This window comes from Pectobacterium peruviense, assembly GCF_003312355.2.
Taxonomy (GTDB): Bacteria; Pseudomonadota; Gammaproteobacteria; order Enterobacterales; family Enterobacteriaceae; genus Pectobacterium; species Pectobacterium peruviense.
The window spans coordinates 1,400,991-1,425,888 of sequence record NZ_CP161826.1 but is presented as its reverse complement, the minus strand read 5'-3'; the positions used below and the strand labels follow the sequence as shown (position 1 = coordinate 1,425,888).

At 49.8% G+C, this 24,898-nt stretch carries 25 protein-coding genes and 2 pseudogenes; 10 read left to right on the top strand and 17 right to left on the bottom strand.

Going from position 1 to position 24,898, the window contains the following annotated elements; all coding sequences use genetic code 11:
- Positions 1–30: 30 nt before the first annotated feature.
- Entirely contained in the window at positions 31–417 is a 387-nt protein-coding gene (locus DUT67_RS06500) for a VOC family protein (protein WP_113632933.1), read from the bottom strand.
- 213 nt (positions 418–630) lie between these two features.
- Here DUT67_RS06500 and DUT67_RS06495 point away from each other — a divergent pair, with 213 nt between their 5' ends.
- Positions 631–1,533 carry a LysR family transcriptional regulator gene (locus tag DUT67_RS06495; protein ID WP_113632934.1) on the top strand — a complete coding sequence of 301 codons (903 nt, stop codon included), beginning with the start codon at positions 631–633 and terminating at the stop codon, positions 1,531–1,533.
- Between the two features lie 15 nt (positions 1,534–1,548).
- Here DUT67_RS06495 and DUT67_RS06490 read toward each other — a convergent pair whose 3' ends face one another.
- Positions 1,549–2,322, bottom strand: coding sequence for a DUF3750 domain-containing protein (locus DUT67_RS06490; RefSeq protein ID WP_113626647.1), 774 nt, complete (start codon positions 2,320–2,322; stop codon positions 1,549–1,551).
- 255 nt (positions 2,323–2,577) lie between these two features.
- On the opposite strand from DUT67_RS06490, the gene DUT67_RS06485 reads away from it, so the two are divergent.
- From DUT67_RS06485 to DUT67_RS06475, 3 genes are all read left to right on the top strand, one after another.
- Positions 2,578–2,976, top strand: coding sequence for an ester cyclase (locus tag DUT67_RS06485; protein ID WP_113626648.1), 399 nt, complete (start codon positions 2,578–2,580; stop codon positions 2,974–2,976).
- Between the two features lie 86 nt (positions 2,977–3,062).
- Positions 3,063–3,500: a GNAT family N-acetyltransferase gene (locus tag DUT67_RS06480; RefSeq protein WP_113626649.1), complete on the top strand. Its 438-nt coding sequence runs from the start codon at positions 3,063–3,065 to the stop codon at positions 3,498–3,500.
- Between the two features lie 175 nt (positions 3,501–3,675).
- A complete protein-coding gene (locus tag DUT67_RS06475) occupies positions 3,676–4,800 on the top strand; it encodes a linear amide C-N hydrolase (RefSeq protein ID WP_113632935.1) in 1,125 nt (374 codons plus the stop codon).
- Between the two features lie 110 nt (positions 4,801–4,910).
- Here DUT67_RS06475 and DUT67_RS06470 read toward each other — a convergent pair whose 3' ends face one another.
- The 3 genes from DUT67_RS06470 to DUT67_RS06460 are packed head-to-tail and all read right to left on the bottom strand — an operon-like array spanning position 4,911 to position 6,687.
- Entirely contained in the window at positions 4,911–5,219 is a 309-nt protein-coding gene (locus DUT67_RS06470) for a YciI family protein (RefSeq protein WP_113632936.1), read from the bottom strand.
- 39 nt (positions 5,220–5,258) lie between these two features.
- The gene (locus DUT67_RS06465; protein ID WP_048261431.1) at positions 5,259–5,879 is read right to left on the bottom strand and encodes an FMN-dependent NADH-azoreductase; all 621 of its coding nucleotides are present in this window, start codon (positions 5,877–5,879) and stop codon (positions 5,259–5,261) included.
- Between the two features lie 34 nt (positions 5,880–5,913).
- The gene (locus tag DUT67_RS06460; protein ID WP_113626653.1) at positions 5,914–6,687 is read right to left on the bottom strand and encodes an alpha/beta fold hydrolase; all 774 of its coding nucleotides are present in this window, start codon (positions 6,685–6,687) and stop codon (positions 5,914–5,916) included.
- A 170-nt stretch (positions 6,688–6,857) separates the two neighbouring features.
- On the opposite strand from DUT67_RS06460, the gene DUT67_RS06455 reads away from it, so the two are divergent.
- The gene (locus DUT67_RS06455; RefSeq protein WP_113626654.1) at positions 6,858–7,883 is read left to right on the top strand and encodes a GlxA family transcriptional regulator; all 1,026 of its coding nucleotides are present in this window, start codon (positions 6,858–6,860) and stop codon (positions 7,881–7,883) included.
- Positions 7,884–8,309: 426 nt separating this feature from the next.
- Here the strand turns inward: DUT67_RS06455 and DUT67_RS06450 are convergent, their stop codons facing one another.
- The 3 genes and pseudogenes from DUT67_RS06450 to DUT67_RS06440 all read right to left on the bottom strand — a co-directional run.
- Positions 8,310–9,164: a PA4780 family RIO1-like protein kinase gene (locus DUT67_RS06450; protein WP_048261444.1), complete on the bottom strand. Its 855-nt coding sequence runs from the start codon at positions 9,162–9,164 to the stop codon at positions 8,310–8,312.
- Between the two features lie 126 nt (positions 9,165–9,290).
- Positions 9,291–9,425, bottom strand: a pseudogene (locus DUT67_RS06445) (integrase); the annotation flags it as partial.
- Positions 9,423–9,605: pseudogene (locus DUT67_RS06440) on the bottom strand (helix-turn-helix domain-containing protein); the annotation flags it as partial. The pseudogenes DUT67_RS06440 and DUT67_RS06445, both read right to left, overlap by 3 nt.
- Before the next feature lie 620 nt (positions 9,606–10,225).
- On the opposite strand from DUT67_RS06440, the gene DUT67_RS06435 reads away from it, so the two are divergent.
- Together DUT67_RS06435 and DUT67_RS06430 are read left to right on the top strand one after the other, a co-directional pair.
- Positions 10,226–10,708, top strand: a complete 483-nt coding sequence (locus DUT67_RS06435) for a hypothetical protein (RefSeq protein WP_131701682.1) — start codon at positions 10,226–10,228, stop codon at positions 10,706–10,708.
- Entirely contained in the window at positions 10,705–11,058 is a 354-nt protein-coding gene (locus DUT67_RS06430; RefSeq protein WP_113632938.1) for a TIR domain-containing protein, read from the top strand. Before DUT67_RS06435 ends, DUT67_RS06430 begins: the two co-directional genes overlap by 4 nt.
- A gap of 154 nt (positions 11,059–11,212) precedes the next feature.
- Here DUT67_RS06430 and guaA read toward each other — a convergent pair whose 3' ends face one another.
- Positions 11,213–12,790, bottom strand: coding sequence for a glutamine-hydrolyzing GMP synthase (gene guaA, locus DUT67_RS06425; RefSeq protein WP_048261448.1), 1,578 nt, complete (start codon positions 12,788–12,790; stop codon positions 11,213–11,215).
- A gap of 107 nt (positions 12,791–12,897) precedes the next feature.
- Positions 12,898–14,364: an IMP dehydrogenase gene (gene guaB, locus DUT67_RS06420; protein WP_014698969.1), complete on the bottom strand. Its 1,467-nt coding sequence runs from the start codon at positions 14,362–14,364 to the stop codon at positions 12,898–12,900.
- 171 nt (positions 14,365–14,535) lie between these two features.
- On the opposite strand from guaB, the gene xseA reads away from it, so the two are divergent.
- The 3 genes from xseA to DUT67_RS06405 all read left to right on the top strand — a co-directional run bounded on the left by xseA (position 14,536) and on the right by DUT67_RS06405 (position 17,538).
- Positions 14,536–15,924 carry an exodeoxyribonuclease VII large subunit gene (gene xseA, locus DUT67_RS06415; RefSeq protein ID WP_113632939.1) on the top strand — a complete coding sequence of 463 codons (1,389 nt, stop codon included), beginning with the start codon at positions 14,536–14,538 and terminating at the stop codon, positions 15,922–15,924.
- Positions 15,925–16,153: 229 nt separating this feature from the next.
- The gene (locus tag DUT67_RS06410) at positions 16,154–17,197 is read left to right on the top strand and encodes a M4 family metallopeptidase (RefSeq protein WP_113632940.1); all 1,044 of its coding nucleotides are present in this window, start codon (positions 16,154–16,156) and stop codon (positions 17,195–17,197) included.
- Positions 17,194–17,538 carry a protealysin inhibitor emfourin gene (locus DUT67_RS06405; protein WP_113632941.1) on the top strand — a complete coding sequence of 115 codons (345 nt, stop codon included), beginning with the start codon at positions 17,194–17,196 and terminating at the stop codon, positions 17,536–17,538. The genes DUT67_RS06410 and DUT67_RS06405 overlap by 4 nt, the downstream gene beginning before the upstream one ends.
- 25 nt (positions 17,539–17,563) lie before the next feature.
- Here DUT67_RS06405 and DUT67_RS06400 read toward each other — a convergent pair whose 3' ends face one another.
- The 7 genes from DUT67_RS06400 to ispG form a co-directional block, all read right to left on the bottom strand.
- Positions 17,564–17,788: a zinc ribbon domain-containing protein gene (locus DUT67_RS06400; protein ID WP_048261456.1), complete on the bottom strand. Its 225-nt coding sequence runs from the start codon at positions 17,786–17,788 to the stop codon at positions 17,564–17,566.
- Positions 17,789–17,836: 48 nt separating this feature from the next.
- A complete protein-coding gene (locus DUT67_RS06395; RefSeq protein ID WP_048261458.1) occupies positions 17,837–18,796 on the bottom strand; it encodes an AEC family transporter in 960 nt (319 codons plus the stop codon).
- A 73-nt stretch (positions 18,797–18,869) separates the two neighbouring features.
- On the bottom strand, positions 18,870–20,357 hold the full coding sequence (gene der / locus DUT67_RS06390) for a ribosome biogenesis GTPase Der (RefSeq protein ID WP_048261460.1): 1,488 nt from the start codon (positions 20,355–20,357) through the stop codon (positions 18,870–18,872).
- 144 nt (positions 20,358–20,501) lie between these two features.
- Positions 20,502–21,683 (bottom strand): outer membrane protein assembly factor BamB, encoded by a 1,182-nt coding sequence (gene bamB / locus DUT67_RS06385; RefSeq protein WP_048261462.1) that lies wholly within the window; start codon positions 21,681–21,683, stop codon positions 20,502–20,504.
- Positions 21,684–21,693: 10 nt separating this feature from the next.
- A complete protein-coding gene (locus DUT67_RS06380) occupies positions 21,694–22,314 on the bottom strand; it encodes a YfgM family protein (protein WP_048261464.1) in 621 nt (206 codons plus the stop codon).
- Positions 22,315–22,327: 13 nt separating this feature from the next.
- Entirely contained in the window at positions 22,328–23,602 is a 1,275-nt protein-coding gene (hisS, locus tag DUT67_RS06375; protein ID WP_113632942.1) for a histidine--tRNA ligase, read from the bottom strand.
- Between the two features lie 137 nt (positions 23,603–23,739).
- Positions 23,740–24,861 (bottom strand): flavodoxin-dependent (E)-4-hydroxy-3-methylbut-2-enyl-diphosphate synthase, encoded by a 1,122-nt coding sequence (gene ispG, locus DUT67_RS06370; protein ID WP_113632943.1) that lies wholly within the window; start codon positions 24,859–24,861, stop codon positions 23,740–23,742.
- Positions 24,862–24,898: the final 37 nt, after the last annotated feature.

Here is a 24,898-nt window from a genome sequence, read left to right as displayed (position 1 = left end):
GCGTTTCAGGCCGGCAGGCAGACAATGGTTTTAGGGTAAATACTCAGCGATTTCGATCAGGTTAAGATCGGGATCGCGCAGGTAAATAGAACGAATTGGCTGCGTTGCGCCGGTTCGCAGCACTGGCCCTTCATGAATCGGCCAGCGACAACGAGTCAAATGATCAATCATCTGCTCCAGCGGTATCGAAGCAATAAAGCACAGATCAAGTGAGCCAGGAACAGGCAAATGCGCCTTGGGCTCATGCTCTGCCCCGCGCAGATGTACATTGATTTTTTGATGACCAAAATGAAAAGCTACGCGCCCGCTTGCAAATGTTTCCTCCCGCATTTGCAGTACATCGGTATAAAAATGCCGGGTCGCAGCAAGATCAACACAGGTCAATACCAGGTGATCGACATGATCGATAAGTGACACTTATAAGCTCCATCTTAAATGAGACTTCACACATCCTAGGAGTAACGTGGTCTTTTGATAATCACTGAATCGTCAATGACCCTTTCCTGTCAGGAAAACCTCCAACTGTGTTAGCCTACAGCGTGACATAAGACATGTGACGACATGCTGCGCGGAATCAAACTGCCAGCTATTGTGCTGCTTTCCAGCCCGACTGAGAACTCTCAATAAACCATGATTAATCCTGCGCATTTTGACCTTCAGTCGCTCCGCATATTTTTGCAAGTTGCCCAGACGGGCAGCCTGACCAAAGCCGCAGAAAAGTTTCACATCACGCTTTCGGCCTTGAGCAAGCGTATCGCCGAGCTGGAGCGTACCGTGGACTGTGCGCTGTTTATCCGAATGCCGCGTGGCCTGACGTTAACGCCAGCAGGTAAGGAATTGGTCAATCTCGCGGGCAATGTGTTGAGCAACGTGGAGCGAATGGCGAGCGAAATGAATGACTACGCCGTTGGCGTGCGCGGTCACGTACATATGTGGGCAAATACTTCAGCGATTATTCAGTTTCTTCCGCAGGATCTGGCGTCATTTCTTCCGACACGGCCGCTCGTTCGTATTAACCTAGAGGAAAAGCTCAGCAAAACCGTGGTGACGGCACTCGCGATGGGTGAGGCCGATATCGGCATTTTCGTGGACAATGTCGGCTCGCAAGGAGTCGAGAAAATTCCTTACCGTAAGGACAAGCTTGTCGTACTCGTTCCGCCCCAACACCCGCTTTCCGCACTGTCAGACGTGAGCTTTAACGACACATTGGGCTACGATTACGTCGGCCTCAATAGCGGTAGCTCTTTGCTGAAACAGCTGAAAGACGCCTCGGATGAACTGGGAAGAGTGCTGCGCCTGCGCGTGCAGGTCAGCAGCTTTGACGGTATTTGTCGCATGATCGAAGCGGGACTGGGCATCAGCGTCTTGCCGGAGGGCGCGATTCGCCCGGAAGTGCTTGGCACCGGGTTACGTGCCATCAATCTTACCGACGAGTGGGCTTCACGCCAGCTCTGGCTGGGCGTGAAATCCGGCGCAATTCTGCAACCCGAAGTGATCAATCTGCTGACGCATTTGCGCCAATGTGGGGAGTAAGGAGGAAATCTACTTTCAGCCTTCGTCGCGACCCGTTTTTTCATATCCGAGGCGGCCAATAAAGGGTAAACGCAGCGCGGGCGGATTGACATCTACGCCCATGTTCAGCCCTAGAATATTAGCTTCAATGCCCTCTTCGACCCCCATCGTGATACCCAGTACGCCCAACAGTGAAATCTGCACGCCACTCCCTGATGGCGACAGCCCAACGGGGCGCGTTATCGGGCGGTAATCTTTACCAATCGCATTGGCTGGCATATCCAGCTTGAGCGCGGGCACTTCGCGGCCAATATGTGCCAGAAACGTATTGCTATTCGGCCCCGGCCAGGCGTGATAGGTATTCGGCCACGGGTAGCTTTTAATGGCGGCCTCAATCTGCGGGATCATCGCCTCCGCCTTGTCACCACGGTGTTCTACCAACAGCTTAGGCATCGCCCCGTACCAGTAAGCATCCGCCGCCGAACGATTCAGACGGACGACGTTATCACTTCCCCAGCTTACAACCTCGTAGCGACGATATTGGGTTTCCCCTGCTTTCTTGAAAATGATCCACGGATGCACCGCCACCAGCCCGCGCCAGCCGTAAGTCGGTGCCGCATAAACCTGCACGATAGCGGTCTGGCGGAACTGCACAGGGTTCGGCGCTAGCCCTGAAGAATCACGTTTGGCAGACCACCAGGTTTGCCCACTAAACGTCTCGCCGTTGCGCGTCGACTGCGCCCAGCTTTGCCAAAAAGACAGCAACAGCACACAAATAAACCCAATCCCCAAGAATTTGAGGTACGTCATAGGCCAACTAGCTCACTGAAAAGAGGTGGAACGGAATCGATGCACATGCGGGCGAGCGCCCACAGTGAAAATCGGTCAAAAAATCATTTCGCTAGTTTACTGCCAGTTGGCGGTAAGGTTAAGACATTCGGCGAAACCTTGACCTACTTTTACGTTATGCAGAGGCTAGCAGGTGAAAATCTTCCTTTTATCCAGTCTTGATGTCACATTCTATATACGACACACGCTACGTTAAACATGCTAAGGAACAACGAGATGAACGATAATGCGTCTCTGGCAGCCGCTTTCTATCAGGCCTTCAATACCAATGACCGTGAAGCTTTCGACCGCCTGCTAGCAACCGACTGGATCAATCATCCTGCCGATCCGGGCCACCCTAATACACCTGCAGGGTTCAAACGCGCGGTGTCACATACTCATGCGGCTTTCGAAGACTTTCATATCGATATCGAGACCGTGGTTGCCGAGAACGATTTGGTGGTTTGCCGGATTGCCATGAGTGGCCGTCATATCGGTGATTTCGACCGCTGGAAAGCCTCCGGTCAGCAGGTACGTTTTTCTGGTATGGATATGCACCGTATTAAGGGAGGACGTATCAGTGAAACCTGGCACTTTGAAAACTTCGATGGATTAAAAGCGGAAGAAACCGCCTGACTGGCTGAGTCTGCTATCAGCGGTTACCCGAGTGAGATAACATTTACTCAGGGCGAGTAATCCAACAAAAACAAGTGAATGTAAAAATGATTTGCACAGAAAATTACAGAAAAAACGAAAAAGAAGCCGGTAAGGCGCTGGATGCGTACACGGAAAATAAGCTAGGAGATAAGTTCTGTTTCAAAGAGAAGAAGCTAAGCCTCATTTATAAAGAAGGCGATCACGTTGTTGGTCGAATCGTCGGATCCATATTTTTCAATTATCTCCAAATAGAGATGATCGTCGTGGATGATCGTTGCCACGGAAAAGGTATCGGAGGAGAGTTGCTGGCTGCCGCAGAAAAAATGGCTTCAGAGGAAGGCTGTGTCTTCGTCTATTTAGAGTCAATGAGCTTCAATGCTCCCGGTTTCTATGAGAAGAAAGGATATAAAATTATTGAAAAGGTTGAAAACTCCCCCTTACCAGGGGAATCACATTACTTTTTTATCAAGTATCTAAAAAAATCATCACAGAAAGTAGCATAAGAAAATGTAAAACCATTACCATGAAAATAATATATTTACGAAACATAATCATTAAACAATCAACAAACATGCTTCAGTTTATTTTAATTTCTCCATGCCATTAAAAAACTACCAACTATAATAAATCTGAAAATTCAATTAACAACACACCCGTGGTAGAAAACGGAGAAATTAAATGATAAAAAATAATAAGCGTATTAAGCCTATGATATGTGCATTATCATTGGTCGCATTAACACTAGGCTCAGCGGTTTCGCTCGCCTGTACGCGGTTCGTTTACCTGGATGGCGATGCCAATCCGATTACCGCACGTTCAATGGATTGGGCATTTGATACCGAAACCAACCTCTGGATTTTCCCACGAGAATTAAAGCGTTCTGGTGCCGCAGGCCCACACTCTCTGGTATGGACATCAAAATACGGCAGTGTCATTGCCTCTGCTTTCGACAGTAACGCAAATATGGCCTCCACAACCGATGGCGTGAATGAAAAAGGGTTGGCGGCTAACGTACTCTGGCTGGTGGAATCTGAATATCCTAACACCGCACCGACGGCAAAAAACCCGGGCTTGAGCATCGCAGCGTGGGCACAATACGTGTTGGATAATTTTGCTACCGTCGATGAAGCGGTAACGTCGCTGCAAAAGGAAAAATTTACACTGGTAACCAAAAGTATGGATGAAAAGGGGAAAAAGGCAACGCTTCACCTCTCCTTATCCGATTCATCCGGTGACAGTGCAATTATTGAATATATCGACGGCAAGCAGGTCATTCACCATAATAAGGACTATCAGGTGATGACCAATTCTCCGACTTTCGATCAGCAGTTGGCGCTGAATGCCTATTGGGATCAGATAGGCGGCAATGTGATGCTGCCGGGAACCAACCGCGCCGCCGATCGCTTTGTTCGCGCCTCATTCTATGTAAAAAATGTTGCCCCCAATAAACTCATTCCAGGGGTGGCTGAAAAAAGTAAAATAGAAAAAGATAAAGCGGACTTAGCGGCCGCATTCAGTATTATACGTAATGCATCCGTTCCTTATGGTTATTCCTTACCAGACATGAAGAATATTTCCTCAACGCGCTGGCGCACCGTTATAGATCATAAATCGCTACAATACTTTTTTGAATCTGCCGTATCGCCTAATATCTTTTGGGTTGATTTGAAAAAAATCAACTTTGCGCCGCGCGGAGGTAACGCCGCCAAACTAGATTTGGGGCCTGACCAAAGCATCATTTATTCTGGGGAAGCTTCCGGAAAATTCAATGCAGCTACGCCGTTTAAATTCGCAGGACTATAACTCGGGAAGTTATTTTTCGATACGCTGTTTATTCCACGATGATATTAAAGCGCCATGATCCCATGGCGCTTTCTTGTTATTATCATTAGTTATGGATACAATATATTGCGTTATAACGCCTTCGCATTCCCTGCCCATTCGGTATAGAAATGGCTCGAACAAATCCCTGGCTCAATCGATTTTATTTCTGTTTTGACTAATCCCAAATTGACAAACGGATCGTCGTCCAGAATATCTTCCATATCAGAAATCTCTAACCCGCAGGCTAAAATAAACCCACCGGCGCCATCGTCCAGCGGGCCAGCAAAAATAACATTTCCCTTTTTAATATTATCAGCTAGCCATTTTTTGTGTGCGTCAATACTCTTTTCAAGTTCATCTTTCGGGCTGGTGTAATACAGTGTAATGGCATAGAGCATGATTACTACCTCAATAATTATTGATCGGCTATATATTGTTTAAGCTATGGATGTAATCACAGAATGGATAGAGGACTTCGCATTTTGGATTTCACGATTCTTGATTTCATCCCCTTTTGAAGCGCCTTCCACACGGACAAAATGAATATCGGTAATACCAAGAAACCGGAAAAAGCCCTGAAGATAGCGTTCCTGGAAATCCATATCTAAAAAAGGCGGTGTGGTATAAAAACCACCGCGGGACGAAATCACAATGACCGTTCTTCCACCCGATAAACCTACTGGGCCTTTCTCTGTATATTTAAAGGTCTTCCCCGCCTGTGCAAGACGATCCAGCCACGATTTCAATTGGCTCGAGACGGAAAAATTATACATCGGCGCACCAATAACAATTACGTCATGCGCCAGAAATTCCGCGACCAACGTTTCAGATAATTGGTGTTCCCGCAGCGTTGCCTCGTCCACTGAAGCCGATGGGATCGTACGAAATCCCGCAGCAATCGGCCCGGTTAAGTGGCGTATTTCATCCTTAACCACATCACGATAAGAGACGACAGCGTTCGGATGCTGCTGAACTAATTGATCGACAACGTCAGCAGAAATCTGTCGGGAAACGGAACCATTCTCAAGAATACTGGAGTCTATATGTAAAATGTTCACAATAACTTCTCCTACATTGAGTTTCAGAGCTCACTCATTTAACTGCTTTAGCCGCGCTATCAATAAAATCCGCGACGACTTCCGGGTGTGACACCAGAGACATATGGCTGGACGAAATAGACTGTGTCTTTGCTCCGATATGACTCGCGATTGCTTTCTGAATTGATGGGTTTAATGCCTTGTCATTCTCCGTTAGCAAATACCAGGTTGGTTTATTTTTCCATGCCGCCTGCTGAATACGATCGCCAAACGCTTTTGCGGCAATCGGTTGTTGCACCGCAGCCAACGCCTGTGCTTTGTCTAGCGGTACATCGCCCGCCATAACCGCACGATACTGCTCAGGATTATCTAGCCAAATTAACCCGTTGGCATCGGGCACCATGCCTTCCATCGGCGCTTTCAGGCGCTGCAATAAATCAGAGGCTGACTCTCCGCTGTCTGGCACAAGAGCAGATAAGTAGACAATACCGCGGACATTGGGAGAATTGCCGGCCTCAGTCACGACGACTCCCGTCCATGAATGTCCTACCAGCAGCACATCACCCTGCTGCCTTTGCAACACACGGTTCGTTGCTTCAACGTCATCCGCTAAAGAGGTGAGAGGGTTTTGCACCGCAGTAACGTGATATCCCATCCCTTGTAGTCGGGCCGTGACAGCAGACCAACTGGAGCCATCGGCAAAAGCACCGTGGACCAAGACGATATTGTTAATTTTTGCCGCCTCCGCAACATTGTGAACGCTGGCAGATAGCACCAGACCTAACGCGATAGCCAGATGGCCAAGCCATTTAATTCGGTAATGCGTCATACGCACTCCTCAGAAAGGTTGATACGACTGCCAATTTCCCCGATGAGTGTTGTCACTCTTTGGGTAACTAATGGTTGAATTTTAATCGTGGTTGATATTTGTGGTAAGATGGCAAACTTGACATAGTTCATGCAAAATCCGCCAAATATTGTCTGACTGGAAAATTCACTATGCACATCTCTATTCTGGCACTGCCGGGCAGTATGCAGTCGGCGATATCCGGGCTTTCCGATATATTCTGGATGGTCAATCAGGCACTGATTACACAACCTGACAACGCGCTTCCCTCTTCTGCACCGTCGTTTAAAACATCCATTATTAGTGTGGACGGCAAGCCAGTGCGTGATGCTCAGGGCAGGCTAATTCACGTAGACAGTTCATTCGACGCAGTTGGTAAATCGGATGTCGTATTGGCGACCGGAATGATGCTCGGGCCTGACAAATTACCGCTGTCGGCGTCATCCGTCAGTGAATCCGCAATTTGGCTCAAGGAGCAATATCGGCAAGGTTCTCTGATAGGCGGTGCCTGTGCGGGTGGTTTTATTCTGGCTGAAGCTGGGCTGTTGGATGGTCGGTTTTGCACCACAACATGGTGGCTCTACCACACTTTTAAACAGAAATACCCGAAGGCAAAACCGGTGTGGGGCAAAGCGCTGGAAGAGCAAGATGGCATTATTACCACCGGAGGACCATTATCCTGGGTGGAACTTGCCCTGCATATTATTCGCCGCAGCGCAGGCCCTAAGATTGCCAAACTAGCGGCGGATATTGCAGTAGCGGATAGCCAGCCCCTCTCTCAACGTATTTATGCCCCGCAGGGGTTTATTAATACCGTACATCCCCTACTGCTGCGTGCTGAACAGCTTATCCGCTACGAGAACCCAGCGATCACCGCAGAAGAATTAGCCAGCGCCCTGAATTTTAGTGACCGAACGCTTCACCGAAAGCTCAAAGGACTCACCGCTGAAAGCCCGAAAAACTTTATCACCCGCGTCAGAATCGAAATGGCCTGTCTGCTGCTTGAAAACCCGATGACCAATATCAAGCAAGTTGCCGCTGAATGTGGTTACAGTGAAGACACTGCTTTCAGACGTGCCTTCTCCCAGCAGATGGAGATGACGCCGACCCAGTTCAGAAAATGGGCGCTATTGAGAAATAATAAACCGAACGCGTTAGATAATGAGGATAGTGATTAAGGCTGTGGCTCTGGAAGACACGAACTACCGTCTTGATTTACGCCATCGCTACACATTGCTATTCACCGTTCGAACAAGCGTATAAAAATGACGTTCGTGGTGCTAGCAACTATTTATCCCAGATGTATTACAACGGGCAGTATGTTGAGGCAATAGGAAAAGCGTTAACACTCACGATTAATACTCGATTTCCCATGCTGATAGCCCAACCCCTGGGCTATTTAGCCTTTTCAACGTATTCATCTGCGTGGCTAAACAGAGCGCTCTAACGCACAGAGAGGAAATAAGTTCCGGCTTAGAACATCTCGTCTTCCGTATACGTGGAGATGAACAGCAACATGGGAAAATGGCCTCAGGCGACTATCACGGATTCAGTTTTCACTGTTTCCCTGAAAGGGCCATCAACGACTGATGTCGCTCCAACAATTATTCATCGTCACGTTCTTTTCTTGCTCGCTGACGTTCATAGAACTCATCTTCAGCCGCAATGATTTCATCAATAAGTGAACCCATATCCACCTCATGCGTCGCTTCGACGAAGAGACCGGTTAGCGCTGTTTCTGGTGTCAATTTTCCGTCTTCATATAACATCCAGATTTCTTGCGCATACCGCGTTTGCAATAATTGTGGCGCGAACTGACCGTAGTAAGCGGTGATGTTATTAACATCACGTGTAAACATTGATTCTGCATGGTTGTTGGCGGCGGCGTCCACAGCTTGTGGCAAGTCGATAATTACCGGCCCCTGCGCATCGAGCAGTACGTTAAACTCCGATAAATCACCATGTACAATACCTGCACACAACATGCGCACGATATTGCGGATCATTGTATTAAAATCAGCAACTGCAGTCTCTTCCGTGAGAGTCACATCGCTAAGACGTGGAGCAACAGCGCCCTCAACATCTGTGACCAACTCCATTAACAGCACACCGTCAAGACAGATATAGGGCTGTGGTACGCGAACACCGGCATTAGCAAGGCGGAACAATGCATCGACTTCCGCCGTTTGCCAGGATTCCTCTTGTTGCTTGCGTCCGAATTTTGAGTTTTTTTGCATTGCACGGGCATTACGCGTGTTACGGACTTTGCGCCCTTCCTGGTACTGCACTGCCTGTTTAAAGCTACGCTGCATTGCTTCTTTGTACACTTTGGCACACTGGATTTTGTCACCACATAAAACAGTGTAAACGTCAGCTTCCTTGCCGCTTTTCAAGCGTTGGAGCACATTGTCTATCAGGCCATCATCGACCAGAGGTTGTAGTCTGTTTGGGATTTTCATGCGGCTTTACACCTTATTTCAGCCGCTTTTCGTATCAATAACAAAGACGGTGATACTGGAAAAAATGGCAGAGTCTGAAGAAAGATTTTAATTTTACCAATAATCACCGGATTTTGCTTGCCTACTCCCCGTTGAAATCCTCTTCTTTGCTTCATTCGGCCATTCATGTGCCTCTGAACGAGTCATCCCGCCAACACCATATAGATAAAAGGTGATAGTTTCTTGTCTGCCGTGGATCGAGTCGTTGTAGCGAAATGAGATCTCTTTGGGGCGTTTATTTAACGCTTCAGTGATCAGACGTTCACCTTTCGGCCAGTACTGCGAGCGCGTTTGCCAATGTGGATGATGCCAGCCCTACAGCTCTGGAAACGGCCGCCAGCGTCATCTCTTTTTCCTTAATCCCGCGATAATATCCGCCGGGTGCCAGTCAGTGTGATCTATTCCATTTCCCTCCACCTATCAAAAATCATTTTTGATTTCCCGTGTGGATAGGATCATTTTTTGTGATGAGTAAGACCACAGACGATGAGTCACATCTTTAACGGATTAGCCTGTGTCTAGCTAAACCGCTGCCGTATTTTAGGCCGGCGCACGAGGATGGGGCAAACGCTTAGGGCATATCAAATCACAGTAGCCCCATGTATCTAGGGATGTAAAACAACATGGAAAACTGACGTTAGACTATAACTATTATTCTGGAGATACCCTATATTACTTGAGTACATAACGTGACAAAGGACCTACGAATACTCCAGTAATACCCCATCCCCCAAGAGGCAAAAATTCTTTCTAATATTAGAATGGTTTTAATATCTTGAAAATTTCTAAAACTGTGACATTCTAGGTAAGGTTAATTTGTAAAAAACGTATCTTGTACGCCCAAACTTAAACAACAGATCGGTTCGTCCAAGGAAAGAAGGTTAAGTCAAATTCAAGAAATGTTGCTTTGCTGACCTAATGCCGAACCAAAACTAAACCTCGTGGTCTCCTGCTGATTGGTTTAAATATTGGGTAAATTTCTGCTACAGAGTATGATTACCACTTTGAGAAAAGGACTCGCTATGCATGACACGACGTCTGGATATAAAAAAAGCTGTGCTGATGAACTAGATTTTTCATCTATCAATCAATATCATGAATCGACAATGCAAATTAGCAATCAGTGTTTCGAATATAAAAAATTATGTGTTGGCGCTCTTGGCATAATTATAGCAGCAATGTTGAAAATTGGACCAGAAACAAGTCTGGTACAACTTTCTCTGACCTGCCTTTTTATTACCATCGGATTTTGGATGTGTGATACTACAGCATATTATTATCAAAGAGTGAATCGGCAAAAAATCCATGATATTCAAAAGAAAATTTCAAATAGAAATTCTGGGCAGAATGAAGTAGCAACTCAGCTTAAAAATTCTTGGGCTGTAGCTATTTTTAACAAATCAATGATACTTTACATATACTGCACAGCAGTATTTATATTTACTTTTTCAATCTCCATAATTATTTTTTTATTAAAAAACTGCATTAACAGTTACTCAGCATGAAAATATTCATTAGCTACACAACTAGAGATAATGTAATAACAAACGATTTTCTTGTTGAATTAGAATCAAAAATATCAGATCTAGGATGTTTATATATTGATCTTTTGCATAATAACTCTGAGGATAAACAAGCAAGGGTTGAAAATGAACTTCAACAAGCAGATATTTTCCTCCTACTGAATACAGCCTCTACTGGCATTTCACCATGGGTGAAATGGGAGATAGAAACGGCAAAGTCGAATAACATCTACAATATAAAAATCAACATCCCCACTTCAAACAAAAACATCATCTTCAATGAAATTCGTTTAGCCATTACAAATGCAATTAATCGGAAAAGTAAGCTGTAAAAATAAATTGGGTTCCCAGGAAAACCCCATAATTTAAAAACCTGTAATATTAATAATATATTACTCACCAATGTGAGTATAATTTTCTTATAAAAAAACACCAGCAGCAACAAAGCATGCTGGTGTTTTCACTGGTACAAAAATTAGAAAGAACTTATTCCCACTCAATCGTTGCCGGTGGCTTGCCCGATACGTCATAAACGACGCGGGAGATGCCGTCGACTTCGTTGATGATGCGGTTGGATACACGGCCGAGGAAGTCGTATGGCAGATGTGCCCAGTGCGCGGTCATAAAGTCGATGGTTTCTACCGCGCGCAGCGCGACGACCCAATCGTATTTACGGCCATCACCCATCACGCCTACAGAGCGAACTGGCAGGAAGACGGTGAAGGCTTGGCTAACCTTGTTGTACAGGTCGGCTTTGTGCAGTTCTTCGATGAAGATCGCATCCGCACGACGCAGCAGGTCACAGTATTCTTTCTTCACTTCACCCAGTACGCGCACGCCCAAACCGGGGCCAGGGAACGGATGGCGGTACAGCATGTTGTACGGCAGACCCAATTCCAGACCGATCTTGCGCACTTCGTCTTTGAACAGCTCTTTCAGCGGCTCAACCAGACCCAGCTTCATCTCTTTCGGCAGGCCACCCACGTTGTGGTGTGACTTGATTACGTGCGCTTTGCCAGTAGCAGACGCCGCAGATTCGATCACATCTGGATAGATGGTGCCTTGCGCCAGCCATTTCACTTCGGCTTGCTTGTTAGCTTCTTCATCGAACACTTCAACAAACACGCGGCCAATGATTTTACGCTTGGCTTCAGGCTCATCTTCACCCGCCAGCTCGTTCAGGAAGCGATCTTCTGCCGCCACATGAACAATGTTCAGACCAAAATTATCGCCGAACATTTCCAGAACCTGATCGGCTTCGTTCAGGCGAAGCAGGCCGTTGTCGACAAACACGCAGGTCAGGCGGTCACCAATCGCACGGTGCAGCAGCATCGCGGTAACGGAAGAATCCACGCCGCCAGACAGACCTAGAATCACGTGGTCGTTACCCACCTGCTCGCGAATACGGTTCACCGCATCGTCGATAATCTTGGCTGGCGTCCACAGAGCTTCACACTGGCAAATATCAAGGACAAAACGCTCTAACATGCGCTGACCTTGACGCGTGTGCGTCACTTCCGGGTGGAACTGCACGCCGTAAAAACGTTTTTCTTCGTTAGCCATGATAGCGAACGGACAGGTATCCGTGCTGGCAACGGTCTCAAACCCTTCAGGGATCGCCGTTACTTTGTCGCCGTGGCTCATCCAGACATCCAGCAGCGGTGCGCCCGTGGCACTCAACGCATCCTGAATATCACGCACCAGCGCGCTATTAGTTTTAACTTCGACCTGCGCATAACCAAACTCGCGCTCGTTGGAACCTTCAACGTGGCCACCCAACTGCATCGCCATCGTTTGCATGCCGTAGCACACGCCTAATACCGGTACACCAGCGTTGAAAACGTATTCTGGCGCGCGCGGGCTGCCAAATTCGGTGGTGCTTTCCGGGCCACCGGACAAGATGATCCCGTTCGGATTAAACCCGCGAATCTGCGCTTCCGTGACATCCCATGCCCACAGTTCACAGTAAACGCCCAGTTCACGCACGCGACGTGCGACCAGTTGCGTATACTGCGAGCCGAAATCCAGAATAAGAATGCGGTGTTGATGAATGTTTTCAGTCATGAGGAGCGTGTTCCAAAAAGCTAAAAAATAAGTAAACCCGGCGAATAGCCCTAAAAAGGTAGGCAATAGTACCGGGTTTATCGGGTTAAATCAGCCCGCAAATTACCTTATGAACCCATACGGTAGTTTGGTGACTCTTTAGTAATGGTAACGTCGTGAACGTGGCTTTCCTGAATGCCAGCGCCGCTGATGCGCACAAACTCAGCCTGCGTACGCAGCGCGTCGATGGTGGCGCAACCGGTCAGCCCCATACAGGAGCGCAAGCCGCCCATCTGCTGGTGAACGATCTCTTTCAGGCGACCTTTATAGGCTACGCGACCTTCGATACCTTCCGGCACCAATTTGTCAGCAGCATTATCGGTCTGGAAGTAACGGTCTGATGAGCCTTTGGACATCGCGCCCAGTGAACCCATACCGCGATAAGATTTGAATGAACGACCCTGATACAGTTCGATTTCACCCGGTGATTCTTCCGTACCTGCCAGCATAGAACCGACCATGACACAGGCTGCGCCTGCTGCGATGGCTTTGGCGATGTCGCCGGAGAAGCGGATACCGCCGTCGGCGATGACCGGAATACCCGTGCCTTCCAGCGCTTCAACTGCATCGGAGATCGCAGTAATCTGCGGTACACCCACGCCAGTAACGATACGGGTCGTACAGATAGAGCCAGGGCCGATACCGACTTTTACTGCGCTAACGCCTGCTTCAACCAGCGCTTTCGCCCCAGAACCCGTTGCAACGTTGCCGCCGATGATTTCGAGGTTCGGGTATTTAGCGCGTGTTTCACGAATACGCTGCAATACGCCTTCGGAATGGCCGTGTGAGGAGTCGATCAGCAGTACGTCAACGCCGGCAGCAACCAGCGCATCAACACGCTCTTCGTTACCTGCGCCAGCACCAACCGCCGCGCCTACGCGCAGACGACCGTGTTCGTCTTTACAGGCGTTGGGTTTACGTTCTGCTTTCTGGAAATCTTTTACCGTGATCATGCCGATCAGGTGGAATTGATCGTCAATCACCAGCGCTTTTTCAACGCGTTTTTCGTGCATTTTTTGCAGCACGACATCACGCGCTTCGCCTTCTTTAACGGTGACCAGACGCTCTTTCGGCGTCATGAACGCGCTAACCGGTTTTTCCAGATCGGTAACAAAACGCACGTCACGACCGGTAATGATACCGACCAGTTCGTTGTCTTTTGCTACAACCGGATAACCCGCAAAGCCGTTACGCTCAGTCAGTTCTTTCATTTCACGCAGCGTCGTTTCTGGCGTGACTGTTTGTGGATCAACCACAACGCCGCTTTCATGTTTTTTCACGCGGCTAACTTCTTCAGCCTGACGTTCAATCGACATATTTTTGTGAATAAAGCCCAAACCGCCTTCCTGCGCCAGCGCAATGGCCAGGCCGGATTCGGTAACGGTATCCATTGCTGCGGACAGCATAGGAATATTCAGGCGAATGTTTTTCGTCAACTGCGTAGACAGATCGGCAGTATTAGGCAGAACAGTAGAATGAGCAGGAATCAGGAGGACGTCGTCAAACGTCAGTGCTTCTTTAGCGATACGTAGCATGGGCAATATCTCACCAAGGTGGATGTAAGAATAGATAAAATATTGCCGTGGCATTATACAGAGCGTAATCGGTTGCCTCCAGCATTATTTTACTAAAATGCTTGATTACCTGTTTCAGGTAGGTAGTATCAATCGATTAAGTGACTGTTTTAAAATTTGATCTGGCTCACAATGTCTCAATTTCCCTCCTCTGCAATTTTTACCGTTAGCCGCCTGAATCAGACGGTTAGACAACTGTTGGAAATGGAAATGGGCCAGATTTGGCTCTCCGGCGAAATTTCCAACCTTTCTCAGCCCTCATCCGGCCATTGGTATTTCACGCTGAAAGACGAACGGGCACAGGTGCGCTGCGCGATGTTCCGCACTAGCAACCGTAAAGTGACGTTCCGCCCGCAAAATGGTCAGCAGGTTCTTATTCGCGCGAGCATTACGCTGTATGAACCCCGTGGCGACTATCAGCTGCTGGCGGAAAGCATGCAGCCTGCTGGCGACGGCCTGTTACAGCAACAGTTTGAACAGCTTAAGCAGCGTCTCGCCGCCGAAGGGCTGTTCGACCAGCAGTTTAAGCAAGTGCTCCCCTCTCCCGCCAAACAGGTCGGTGTGATTACGTCAGCCAGCGGTGCCGCCCTGCACGATATCTTGCAGGTGTTACAGCGTCGCGATCCGTCGCTGCCAGTTATTGTGTACCCCACGTCGGTGCAAGGGGCAGAAGCGCCGCTACAGATTGTCCGCGCCATCGAACTGGCTAACCAGAGAGATGAGTGTGACGTATTAATTGTTGGGCGTGGCGGCGGTTCGCTGGAAGATCTCTGGAGCTTTAACGACGAACGCGTAGCTCGCGCTATCTTCGCCAGCCGCATTCCAATCGTCAGCGCCGTCGGCCATGAAACCGATGTCACCATTGCCGATTTCGTCGGCGACCTGCGCGCACCTACGCCGTCCGCCGCTGCCGAGTTAGTGAGTCGTAACCAACTTGAGCTGTTGCGCCAGATCCAGTCCCAGCGCCAGCGTCTGGAAATGGCGATGGACTACTACCTTGCCCAGCGCAATCGAGAGTTTACCCGTCTGCACCATCGCTTACAGCAGCAACATCCGCAGCTCAGGCTGGCACGTCAGCAGGCTCAGTTGGTCAAACTGCGCCAACGGCTGGATGATGCCATGCAACAGCAACTTCGGCAGACCTCGCGCCGGAGTGAACGCTTACAACAGCGTCTAATGCAACAGCAGCCGCAGACCCGAATTCATCGTGCACAACAGCGTTTGCAGCAACTTAGCTATCAGATGCAGAGCGCGGTCGAACGTCAGTTGAATCAGAATAAACAGAAGCTGGGCATAGCCTGTTCACGACTGGAAGGCGTTAGCCCGCTGGCAACGCTGGCACGCGGCTATAACGTCACCACAGCACCGGACGGTAAAGTGCTGAAAAACGTCGCGCAAATTACCCCCGGTGAAACATTGAAAACCCGTTTGCAGGACGGTTGGGTGGAAAGTCAGGTCACGACACTGGTTCCAAATCCAAGTTCGGTGAAAAAACGGCGAAAACCCTCATCTCAGTCATAAAAATCACGCGATTAGCATAAAATGTACGGCATGGGGATTTATCCTAAAACGACGGCGATCCCCCATTCTTGCCCCTGGCATCTGAACTATACTCATTTCTAGCTCACTAAAATTTATGCCCGTCATACTTCAAGCCGCATGTTCGCGGTGAAGCAGGTGGGATAACAATACAGTGAGCTTTATTGATCGTCTGTGTTACCCCTGATGAGCGTTTTCAAGGAGATGAGGTATGAAGTCCAGACCGATTTGTAGTGTGATCCCCCCTTATATTCTGCATCGTATTATCGCAAACGGTACCGACGAGCAGCGCCACTGCGCGCAACAAACGCTGATGCACGTTCAATCATTAATGGTCAGCAACAATCCGCGCCCGGAACCTCATGAGAAATTGCCCGCTGGGCAGGCAAATCGTGATATCCACGATGCCGAACAGCAGCAACAGTTGCCTGGCAAGCTGGTACGTGGTGAAGGTCAATCAAGCAACGGTGATGTCGCCGTAGATGAGGCCTATGACTATCTAGGCGTAACCTATGACTTCTTCTGGAAGGTTTTCCAACGTAACTCGCTGGACGCTGAAGGGCTGACACTAGCTGGCACAGTACATTACGGCCAGGATTACCAGAATGCCTTCTGGAACGGGCAGCAGATGGTGTTTGGGGATGGTGACGGGAAAATATTCAATCGCTTCACGATTGCGCTTGATGTGGTTGCGCATGAACTCGCTCACGGCATCACCGAACATGAAGCGGGGCTGATTTATTTCCGTCAGTCCGGTGCACTCAATGAATCGCTGTCCGACGTCTTTGGTTCCATGGTCAAACAGTATCATTTAGGGCAAACCGCTGAGCAGGCCGACTGGTTTATCGGTGCTGAGCTTCTGGCAGAGGGTATCCATGGCATGGGGCTACGCTCTATGTCTCATCCAGGCACAGCGTATGATGATGAGCTGTTGGGTATCGATCCCCAACCCTCCCACATGAATGAATATGTGAACACGCGTGAAGACAACGGCGGCGTACATTTGAATTCAGGTATTCCCAACCGAGCGTTCTATCTGACAGCCATCGCGCTAGGCGGTCATTCCTGGGAAAAAGCGGGCCGAATCTGGTACGACACGCTGTGTGACAAAACGCTACCACAAAATGCGGATTTCGAGATTTTCGCACGCCACACGATTCAACATGCAACCCAACGCTTTAACCACACCGTTGCTGACATCGTCCAGCAATCGTGGGAAACCGTGGGCGTGGAGGTACGGCAGGAGTTCTTATGAAAACGCTACCGGATCTCAACGACGACGCCACTATTGAACTGGCGCGTGAAGGAGGTTTTGCCTGGATCCCTAAACTGGCGGGGACGCGACACTTCGCGCTCGCCAGCGTCCCTTCATCCGAACGGGCGCGTATTTGTAATGCGATCCGTGATGCTTTCCCTCAGGCTCGCGAACCCGGCGAACCTGAGGGTCCAGGCCGTGGCGACCAATTTTATTACCGTATCAGTATTCGCTACAGTCACCCGCAGCAGAATCAGTATGCCGATATTATCTTGCTGATCCCTGAAGACAGCGCGCCGCCGGAGTTGGCTGATCTGTGGCGCAACGGCCTACCGCAGTAACAGCGGATTAGTAGTAACGCTGAATTTAATCGGCAAGCGTGTAGCTAAACACTACCCGTCGCTTAGAAATCATCCCGTGCTGCTGGCAGAAATAATCCACCGCGCCGCAGGCTTTCAATTCCTGAAGCAAGTGCTTACATTCAGGACAGGCAGCCTCACGCAGATAACGCAGCTGGCAGGCCTCGCACAGGAAAGCCCCATCAGTCTGCCACATCATCGTGTTGTGACAATCAGGACAAAGCACATCCATATTTTCCCCCGTTGCGGTTATCAGTGGCTCACTAATCGCTATCAGGCATTAGATAACGCTGAGCGAACGCAGCACATACAACCCAATGGCAATCATGAAAAATGCACCAACCGTCGTCAGCCCAATGATATTCGCCGCCAGCGTCGCATTTCCGCCCATCGCACGCGTCATGGCATAGCTACCTGCTGCGGTTGGCGTTGAGGAAAACAGAAAAATAATTCCCAGCTCAACACCGCGAAAACCAACAAGCCATCCACCTACGGTGAGCAGTCCCGGTACAACGAATATCTTCGCAACGGAAGACAACACAGCAACATTGGATGAGCGGAACATGCTGCGCCACTCCAGACTGGCACCCGCACACAGCAGCGCCAACGGTAACGCCATAGAGGAGATAAAGCCGCCAGTTTGCTTAATCACACTTGGCATCGGCAGGTGGCTTTGCCCATATGCTGCCCCGAGAAGCAGACCAATAATCAGCGGGTTTGTCACAATTCCCCGCAGCAGTTGGCTTACGGGGATTTTTTGCTCAGGGGATTGCCGCTGCAAGCTACGCGTTAACGTGATAACGGACAGCGCATTGAACATAATTACTGTCACCATCAGATACATTGACCCGACAGCAACGCCCTCTTCACCATAGGCGCTCATCGCAAAAGCCAGCCCCATGACCCCCGTATTCGAACGGAATCCCCCTTGCACAAAGATGCCACGTTCCTTTGGATCCTTGACTAGCCTCACCGCCGCGATTTCCAGCAGCAGAAACGTCGCTAATGTCCCTATCGTCCCATAAACCACCAGTGGCCACTGGCTTGCGAAAGACGTGTGATTACCTGCAACACTAAAAAACAGCAGACAGGGAAGAGAAAGGTTGAATACAACCCGCATTGCCGTATCACAAAACGCATCATTAAGGAGATTAAACTTGCGTAACGCGATACCTATCAACAACATAAGCACATTAGGCATCGTGACGTTGAATGCAAAACTCCAGGTTTCCCAGGACATGACTTTCCTTAATTATTATTCGTTTCGTCTCTGACAAAACGGGGCGAATATTGCTATTCGCCCCGTTAATAAATCACTTACTTTTTTTAAGATGCGACATCAAGCGCTTGCGCTTGCGTAGCTGAGTTGGCGTCAGCTTGTTGCGCTTGTCTGCAAAGGGGTTTTCCCCTTCTTTAAACTGAATACGAATCGGCGTGCCCATCACTTCCAGCGAACGGCGATAGTAGTTCATCAGGTAGCGCTTGTAGGAGTCCGGCAGGTCTTTCACCTGATTACCGTGGATCACCACAATCGGTGGGTTATAACCCCCAGCGTGAGCATATTTCAGCTTCACGCGACGACCACGCACCAGCGGTGGCTGGTGATCGTCTGATGCCATTTGCATGATACGGGTCAACATGGCCGTACTCACGCGGCGGGTGGCGCAAGAGTACGCTTCGGTAACAGATTCAAACAGGTTACCTACGCCGCTACCGTGTAGCGCGGAAATAAAGTGAATACGGGCAAAATCGATAAAGCCGAGGCGCAGATCCAGCGTATCTTTCACTTGGTCACGTACTTCCTGCGACAGGCCATCCCATTTGTTCACCACGATCACCAGTGAGCGCCCACTATTGAGGATAAAGCCCAGCAGCGAGAGATCCTGATCGGAAATGCCTTCACGCGCATCGATGACCAGCAGCACTACGTTGGCATCTTCAATCGCCTGCAACGTCTTGATGACGGAGAATTTTTCTACCGTTTCCGTGACTTTTCCGCGCTTACGTACCCCAGCGGTATCAATCAGAATATATTCACGTTCGTCGCGCACCATAGGGATGTAGATACTGTCACGCGTCGTGCCCGGCATGTCGTACACCACCACACGCTCTTCACCCAGAATACGGTTAGTCAGCGTAGATTTACCCACATTCGGACGCCCGACAATCGCCAGTTTGATCGGCAAATCTTCAGGATTAAAATCGTCTTCCGCTTCTTCTTCGCTGGCCTGCTCTTCCGCTTCTAACGCTGCCCAATAAGCCGCGTTCTCTTCTTCTTCGGTTAGCTCGACCGGCTCTTCTATTTCATCTTGTACGAACGGCAGCAGAACCGTTTCCAGCAGCGATGTCACACCACGGCCATGAGATGCAGCGATAGCGTAAACTTCGCCCATACCGAGTGAATAAAAATCTGCCGTGACCATATCTGGGTCAAGACCATCAGTTTTGTTAGCAACCAGCACCGTCGTCTTTTCGCGGCTGCGTAAATGCTTGGCAATGCCTTCATCCGCAGGCATCAACCCCGCGCGAGCATCGACCATGAACAGCACGATGTCCGCCTCTTCAATCGCCACCAGCGATTGACCGGCCATACGCGTTTCCACACCGTCTTCCGTACCATCGATACCACCAGTATCGACGATAATAAATTCATGCCCTTCCACTTCTGCACGACCATACTTGCGGTCACGAGTCAGCCCAGGGAAATCCGCCACCAATGCATCACGAGTGCGCGTTAAGCGGTTAAATAGCGTGGATTTCCCCACATTCGGGCGCCCGACCAGCGCGACGACAGGTATCATTGTTACAACCTCATTACTTATATTTCAATACGTTACAGCGAAACACTCGCTGACGATAAAAAGACGAAACGGCCCCTGATAGTGTCAGGAGCCGTTATGGGAACGCATCCAAAAGCGCTGCGCTCCAAATCAATACGGGGTTACCTAGCGAGTGAACGCGTAGACATCACCGTTTTTCGCCTGAATCAGCAGCTTGTCGCTGGCAACTACAGGCTTGCTCAGGAAACCAGAGCTATCCACTTTTTGTTGCGCCACAAAGCGGCCATCTGCCGTATTCAGCCAGTGCAGATACCCTTCGGCATCACCCACAACCAGATAACCGTTATACAGCGCCGGAGCCGTTAGGTTACGGTGCAACAGATCGCTTTGGCGCCACAGGCTCACGCCGCCGTTGGTGTTCAACGCCACAACGCGATCGTCCTGATCGACCAGATAGATGCGGTCGCCGTCAATGAGGAAATCATGCACTGAACCCAGTTCACGCTTCCACAGAACCTGACCAGAACGCAGATCCAGCGCGGTCATGTTGCCATTGTACCCTAGCGCGTAAACCACTTCGCCCGCGACAACTGGCGTCGTGTCAACATCGTTCAGACGATCGATTTCGGTTGCGCCACTCGGCTGTGAAATACGCTGTTGCCAGATGAGCTGACCCTGATTGATCATCACGGCATTCACACGACCGTTGTCACCGCCGACAATCGCCGCACCAAATGCGGTTGTCGGTGCAGATTCACCACGCAGAGACAGCGTCGGCATATCGAGGTTAACGCTCCACTTGATTGCGCCATCGGCTTCATTCAAGGCCTGCAACATACCGTTGCTGGTGTGAATCAGCACGACACCATCGCTAACGACAGGACGAGACAGCGCTTCACCTGCCACTTTCGTCTGCCATACTGGCGTACCATCTTCCGCATTCAGCGCATAGACCTGCGCCTTTTCGCTGCCGACATAGACATGGTTACCAGAAACCGTTACCCCACCAGACAGCAGCGCCGGGTTATTGCGAGAGAAGAAATTGGTCTTCTCTGACAGATCCGCGCGCCAAATCTCTTTGCCGTCACTCAGATCCATCGCTTTCACCGTGCCACGACGATCGGCGGCAAAAACGCGATTATCCTGCCATGCTGGGTGAAGGTTGGAATAAAACTCACCAATCCCACTTCCCACCGAGCTGTTCCACACCTTGGTTGGCGTGAACTGGTTTTCCACCTGCGGCAGTGGAGACATAGTGACGACATCTTCTTCGCTGTTAAACAGCGAGCATCCGCTCAGCAGGGCAACAGAAACCAGTCCTACCAACAGTGTTTTACGCAATTGCATGGAATTCCTCTTAGCTGGACAGGTTATTCAGTTTCATGCGCAGTAACGCTTGCTGTGCCTGCGATGGATTGGAAGACAACCCTTTGTTGTAGGCATCGCGCGCAGCCTGATTATCCCCTTTGCTAGCCAGGATATCGCCACGCACTTCAGCAGCCTGTGATGCCCAGCCTTCCAGCTTGATGGCATCCAACGTTTTCAGTGCGTCATCCGCTTTGTTTTCCTGTAGCTGAACCCGCGCCAAACGCAGATTCACCACCGCCAGCAAATCGGCATCTTTAGTTTGCGACTGTGCCTGTACCAACTGCTGTGCTGCTTTAGCAAAATCTTTCTGATCAACGTAATGACGAGCCAGTTCCAGAGAAGCGAGCGCACCATAGGTATTCTTATTCTCGGCCGTAAATTTCTCTGTTGAAGCAATTGCTTCAGCTTTACCTTCGGCCAATTGCTCCGTTACCTGCTGATAAGACGCAGATGCCGCCTGCACGCTGTCATTTTGATGACTTTGCCAGAAACGCCAGCCAACCAGTGCACCGACGCCCAAAACAACACCGACAACTAACGCCTTTCCGTTCTCCGCGAGGAAACGACGTAGTGCATCAACCTGCTCATTCTCTGTGGTATAGACTTCCACGGTGTCTCTCTCCTCAATCCAGTAACGTTGCCAGCCGCGATGCGACGTCGGCCTGTGCCAATGTATCCTGCTCGCCATTACTCAGGTTTTTAACTACAACCTGACCGGCCGCCACTTCATTTTCGCCTAATACCAATGCGACGCGTGCGTCCCATTTATCAGCGCGAGCGAATTGTTTCTTAAAGTTGCCACCACCGTAGTTGGTCATCAGCTTCAACTGCGGCAGCGCATCACGTAATTTCTCCGCCAGTTGCATTGCGGCAACCTGCGTTCCCGCACCGGAAGAAATCAGATACGCATCTACGCCTGACTGTGCTTTGAAATCCGGGTTCACAGACTGAACCAACAGAACCAAACGTTCCAGTCCCATCGCAAAACCGACCGCTGGCGTCGCGTGTCCGCCCAGTTGTTCCACCATACCATCATAACGCCCACCGGCACAGACCGTGCCCTGAGCACCCAGACTGGTCGTCACCCACTCAAATACGGTGCGGTTATAGTAATCCAAACCACGGACCAGACGCGGATTAACGGTATATGGGATACCGGACTGCGTTAAAAGTTCACCCAGCGCTTCAAAGTGTGCACGCGATTCGTCATCCAGATAGTCCGTCAGCACTGGCGCGTCATTCAGCAATTCTTGAATCTGTGGATTTTTCGTATCCAGAACGCGCAAAGGATTGGTGTACATCCGGCGCAGGCAGTCTTCATCAAGCTGATCTTTATGCTGTTCGAGGAACGCCACCAGCGCTTCGCGATAGCGGGCACGCGCGTCTAACGAACCAATCGAATTCAGTTCCAGTTTCACATGATCGGAGATGCCCAGCACTCGCCACCAGCGAGCCGTCATCAGGATCAGTTCGGCATCAATATCCGGCCCTTGCAAACCAAAAACTTCACAGCCTAACTGATGAAACTGGCGATAACGCCCTTTCTGCGGACGCTCGTAGCGGAACATCGGGCCGACATACCACAGCCGCTGTTCCTGATTGTAGAGAATACCGTGCTCAATACCGGCGCGAACACAGCCTGCTGTCCCTTCTGGGCGCAGCGTTAGGCTATCGCCATTGCGATCGTCAAAGGTATACATCTCTTTTTCGACGACATCAGTCACTTCACCGATAGCGCGCTTAAACAGCGGCGTTTGCTCGACAATCGGCAAACGAATTTCATTATAGCCGTAGCCACTGAGCACCTGTTTCAGGCTGTTTTCAATACGCTGCCACAATGCCGTTTCGGCTGGCAGGTAATCGTTCATGCCGCGAATGGCTTGAATATTTTTTGCCACGTCAGTTCTCTATGCGTTTTTCAAAAAATAAACCCGATTATAGAGGGATTGTCGTCGCATCTTCAATGCGGGGCATCCCCATCGGGTTCAGGAATCGTGAATTATGCGGGTGACGGCATACCGTCACGCCGTCAGGGTTACTTATCCACCAGATTGACAGTAATACGCTGATTTTCGTCCATCATGGAGGCTTTCGCGCGGATCTTGGCTTCTAACTGATCGATCATCTGTTCGTTATCGAAGCGCTCTCTCTGCCGCACGCCGTCTTCATAGAAGCCGCTCTTATTGTGCCCACCTGTTACGCCAATGGTAGACACCAGCGCTTCACCGGGGCCATTTACCACGCAACCGATAATCGAAACGTCCATCGGCGTGATGAGGTCTTCCAGCCGTTGTTCCAGCGCGTTCACTGTACCGATCACGTCAAATTCCTGACGAGAGCATGTCGGACAAGCAATGAAGTTGATTCCACGTGCCCGAATGCGCAGTGACTTCAAGATATCGAAACCGACTTTCACTTCTTCAATCGGATCGGCCGCTAATGAGATACGCAGCGTATCGCCAATACCTTCAGACAGTAGCAAACCGAGGCCAATAGCCGATTTCACCGCACCGCTGCGCGCGCCACCCGCTTCGGTGATACCAAGGTGCAGCGGCTGATCAATACGTGATGCCAGTAAGCGATAGGATTGCACCGCAAGGAAAACATCCGAGGCTTTAACGCTGACTTTAAACTGATCGAAGTTCAGGCGATCAAGGATATCAACATGGCGCATCGCCGATTCCAGCAATGCTTCCGGCGTTGGTTCGCCGTATTTTTCCTGTATATCTTTTTCCAGCGAACCGCCGTTAACACCAATGCGGATCGGGATATTGTTGTAACGTGCACAGTCGACAACCGAGCGAATACGCTCTTCGTTACCAATATTGCCGGGATTGATACGCAGACAGTCGACACCGTATTCCGCGACTTTCAGCGCGATGCGGTAGTCAAAATGAATGTCGGCGACGAGCGGGACATTCACCTGCTGTTTGATAAGCTTAAAGGCTTCCGCCGCGTCCATAGTCGGCACGGAAACGCGGACGATATCGACGCCAACACGCTCCAGCGCTTTGATTTGATTGACAGTTGCTTCAACGTCGGTGGTTCGGGTGTTGGTCATGGATTGCACCGCAATCGGCGCACCATCACCAACAGGCACCTTGCCGACGTAAATCCGTGTTGATTTTCGACGGGTTATGGGTGCAGCGTTATGCATTACTTCATCTCCAACATTGCAGTCTTACCTGAACAAC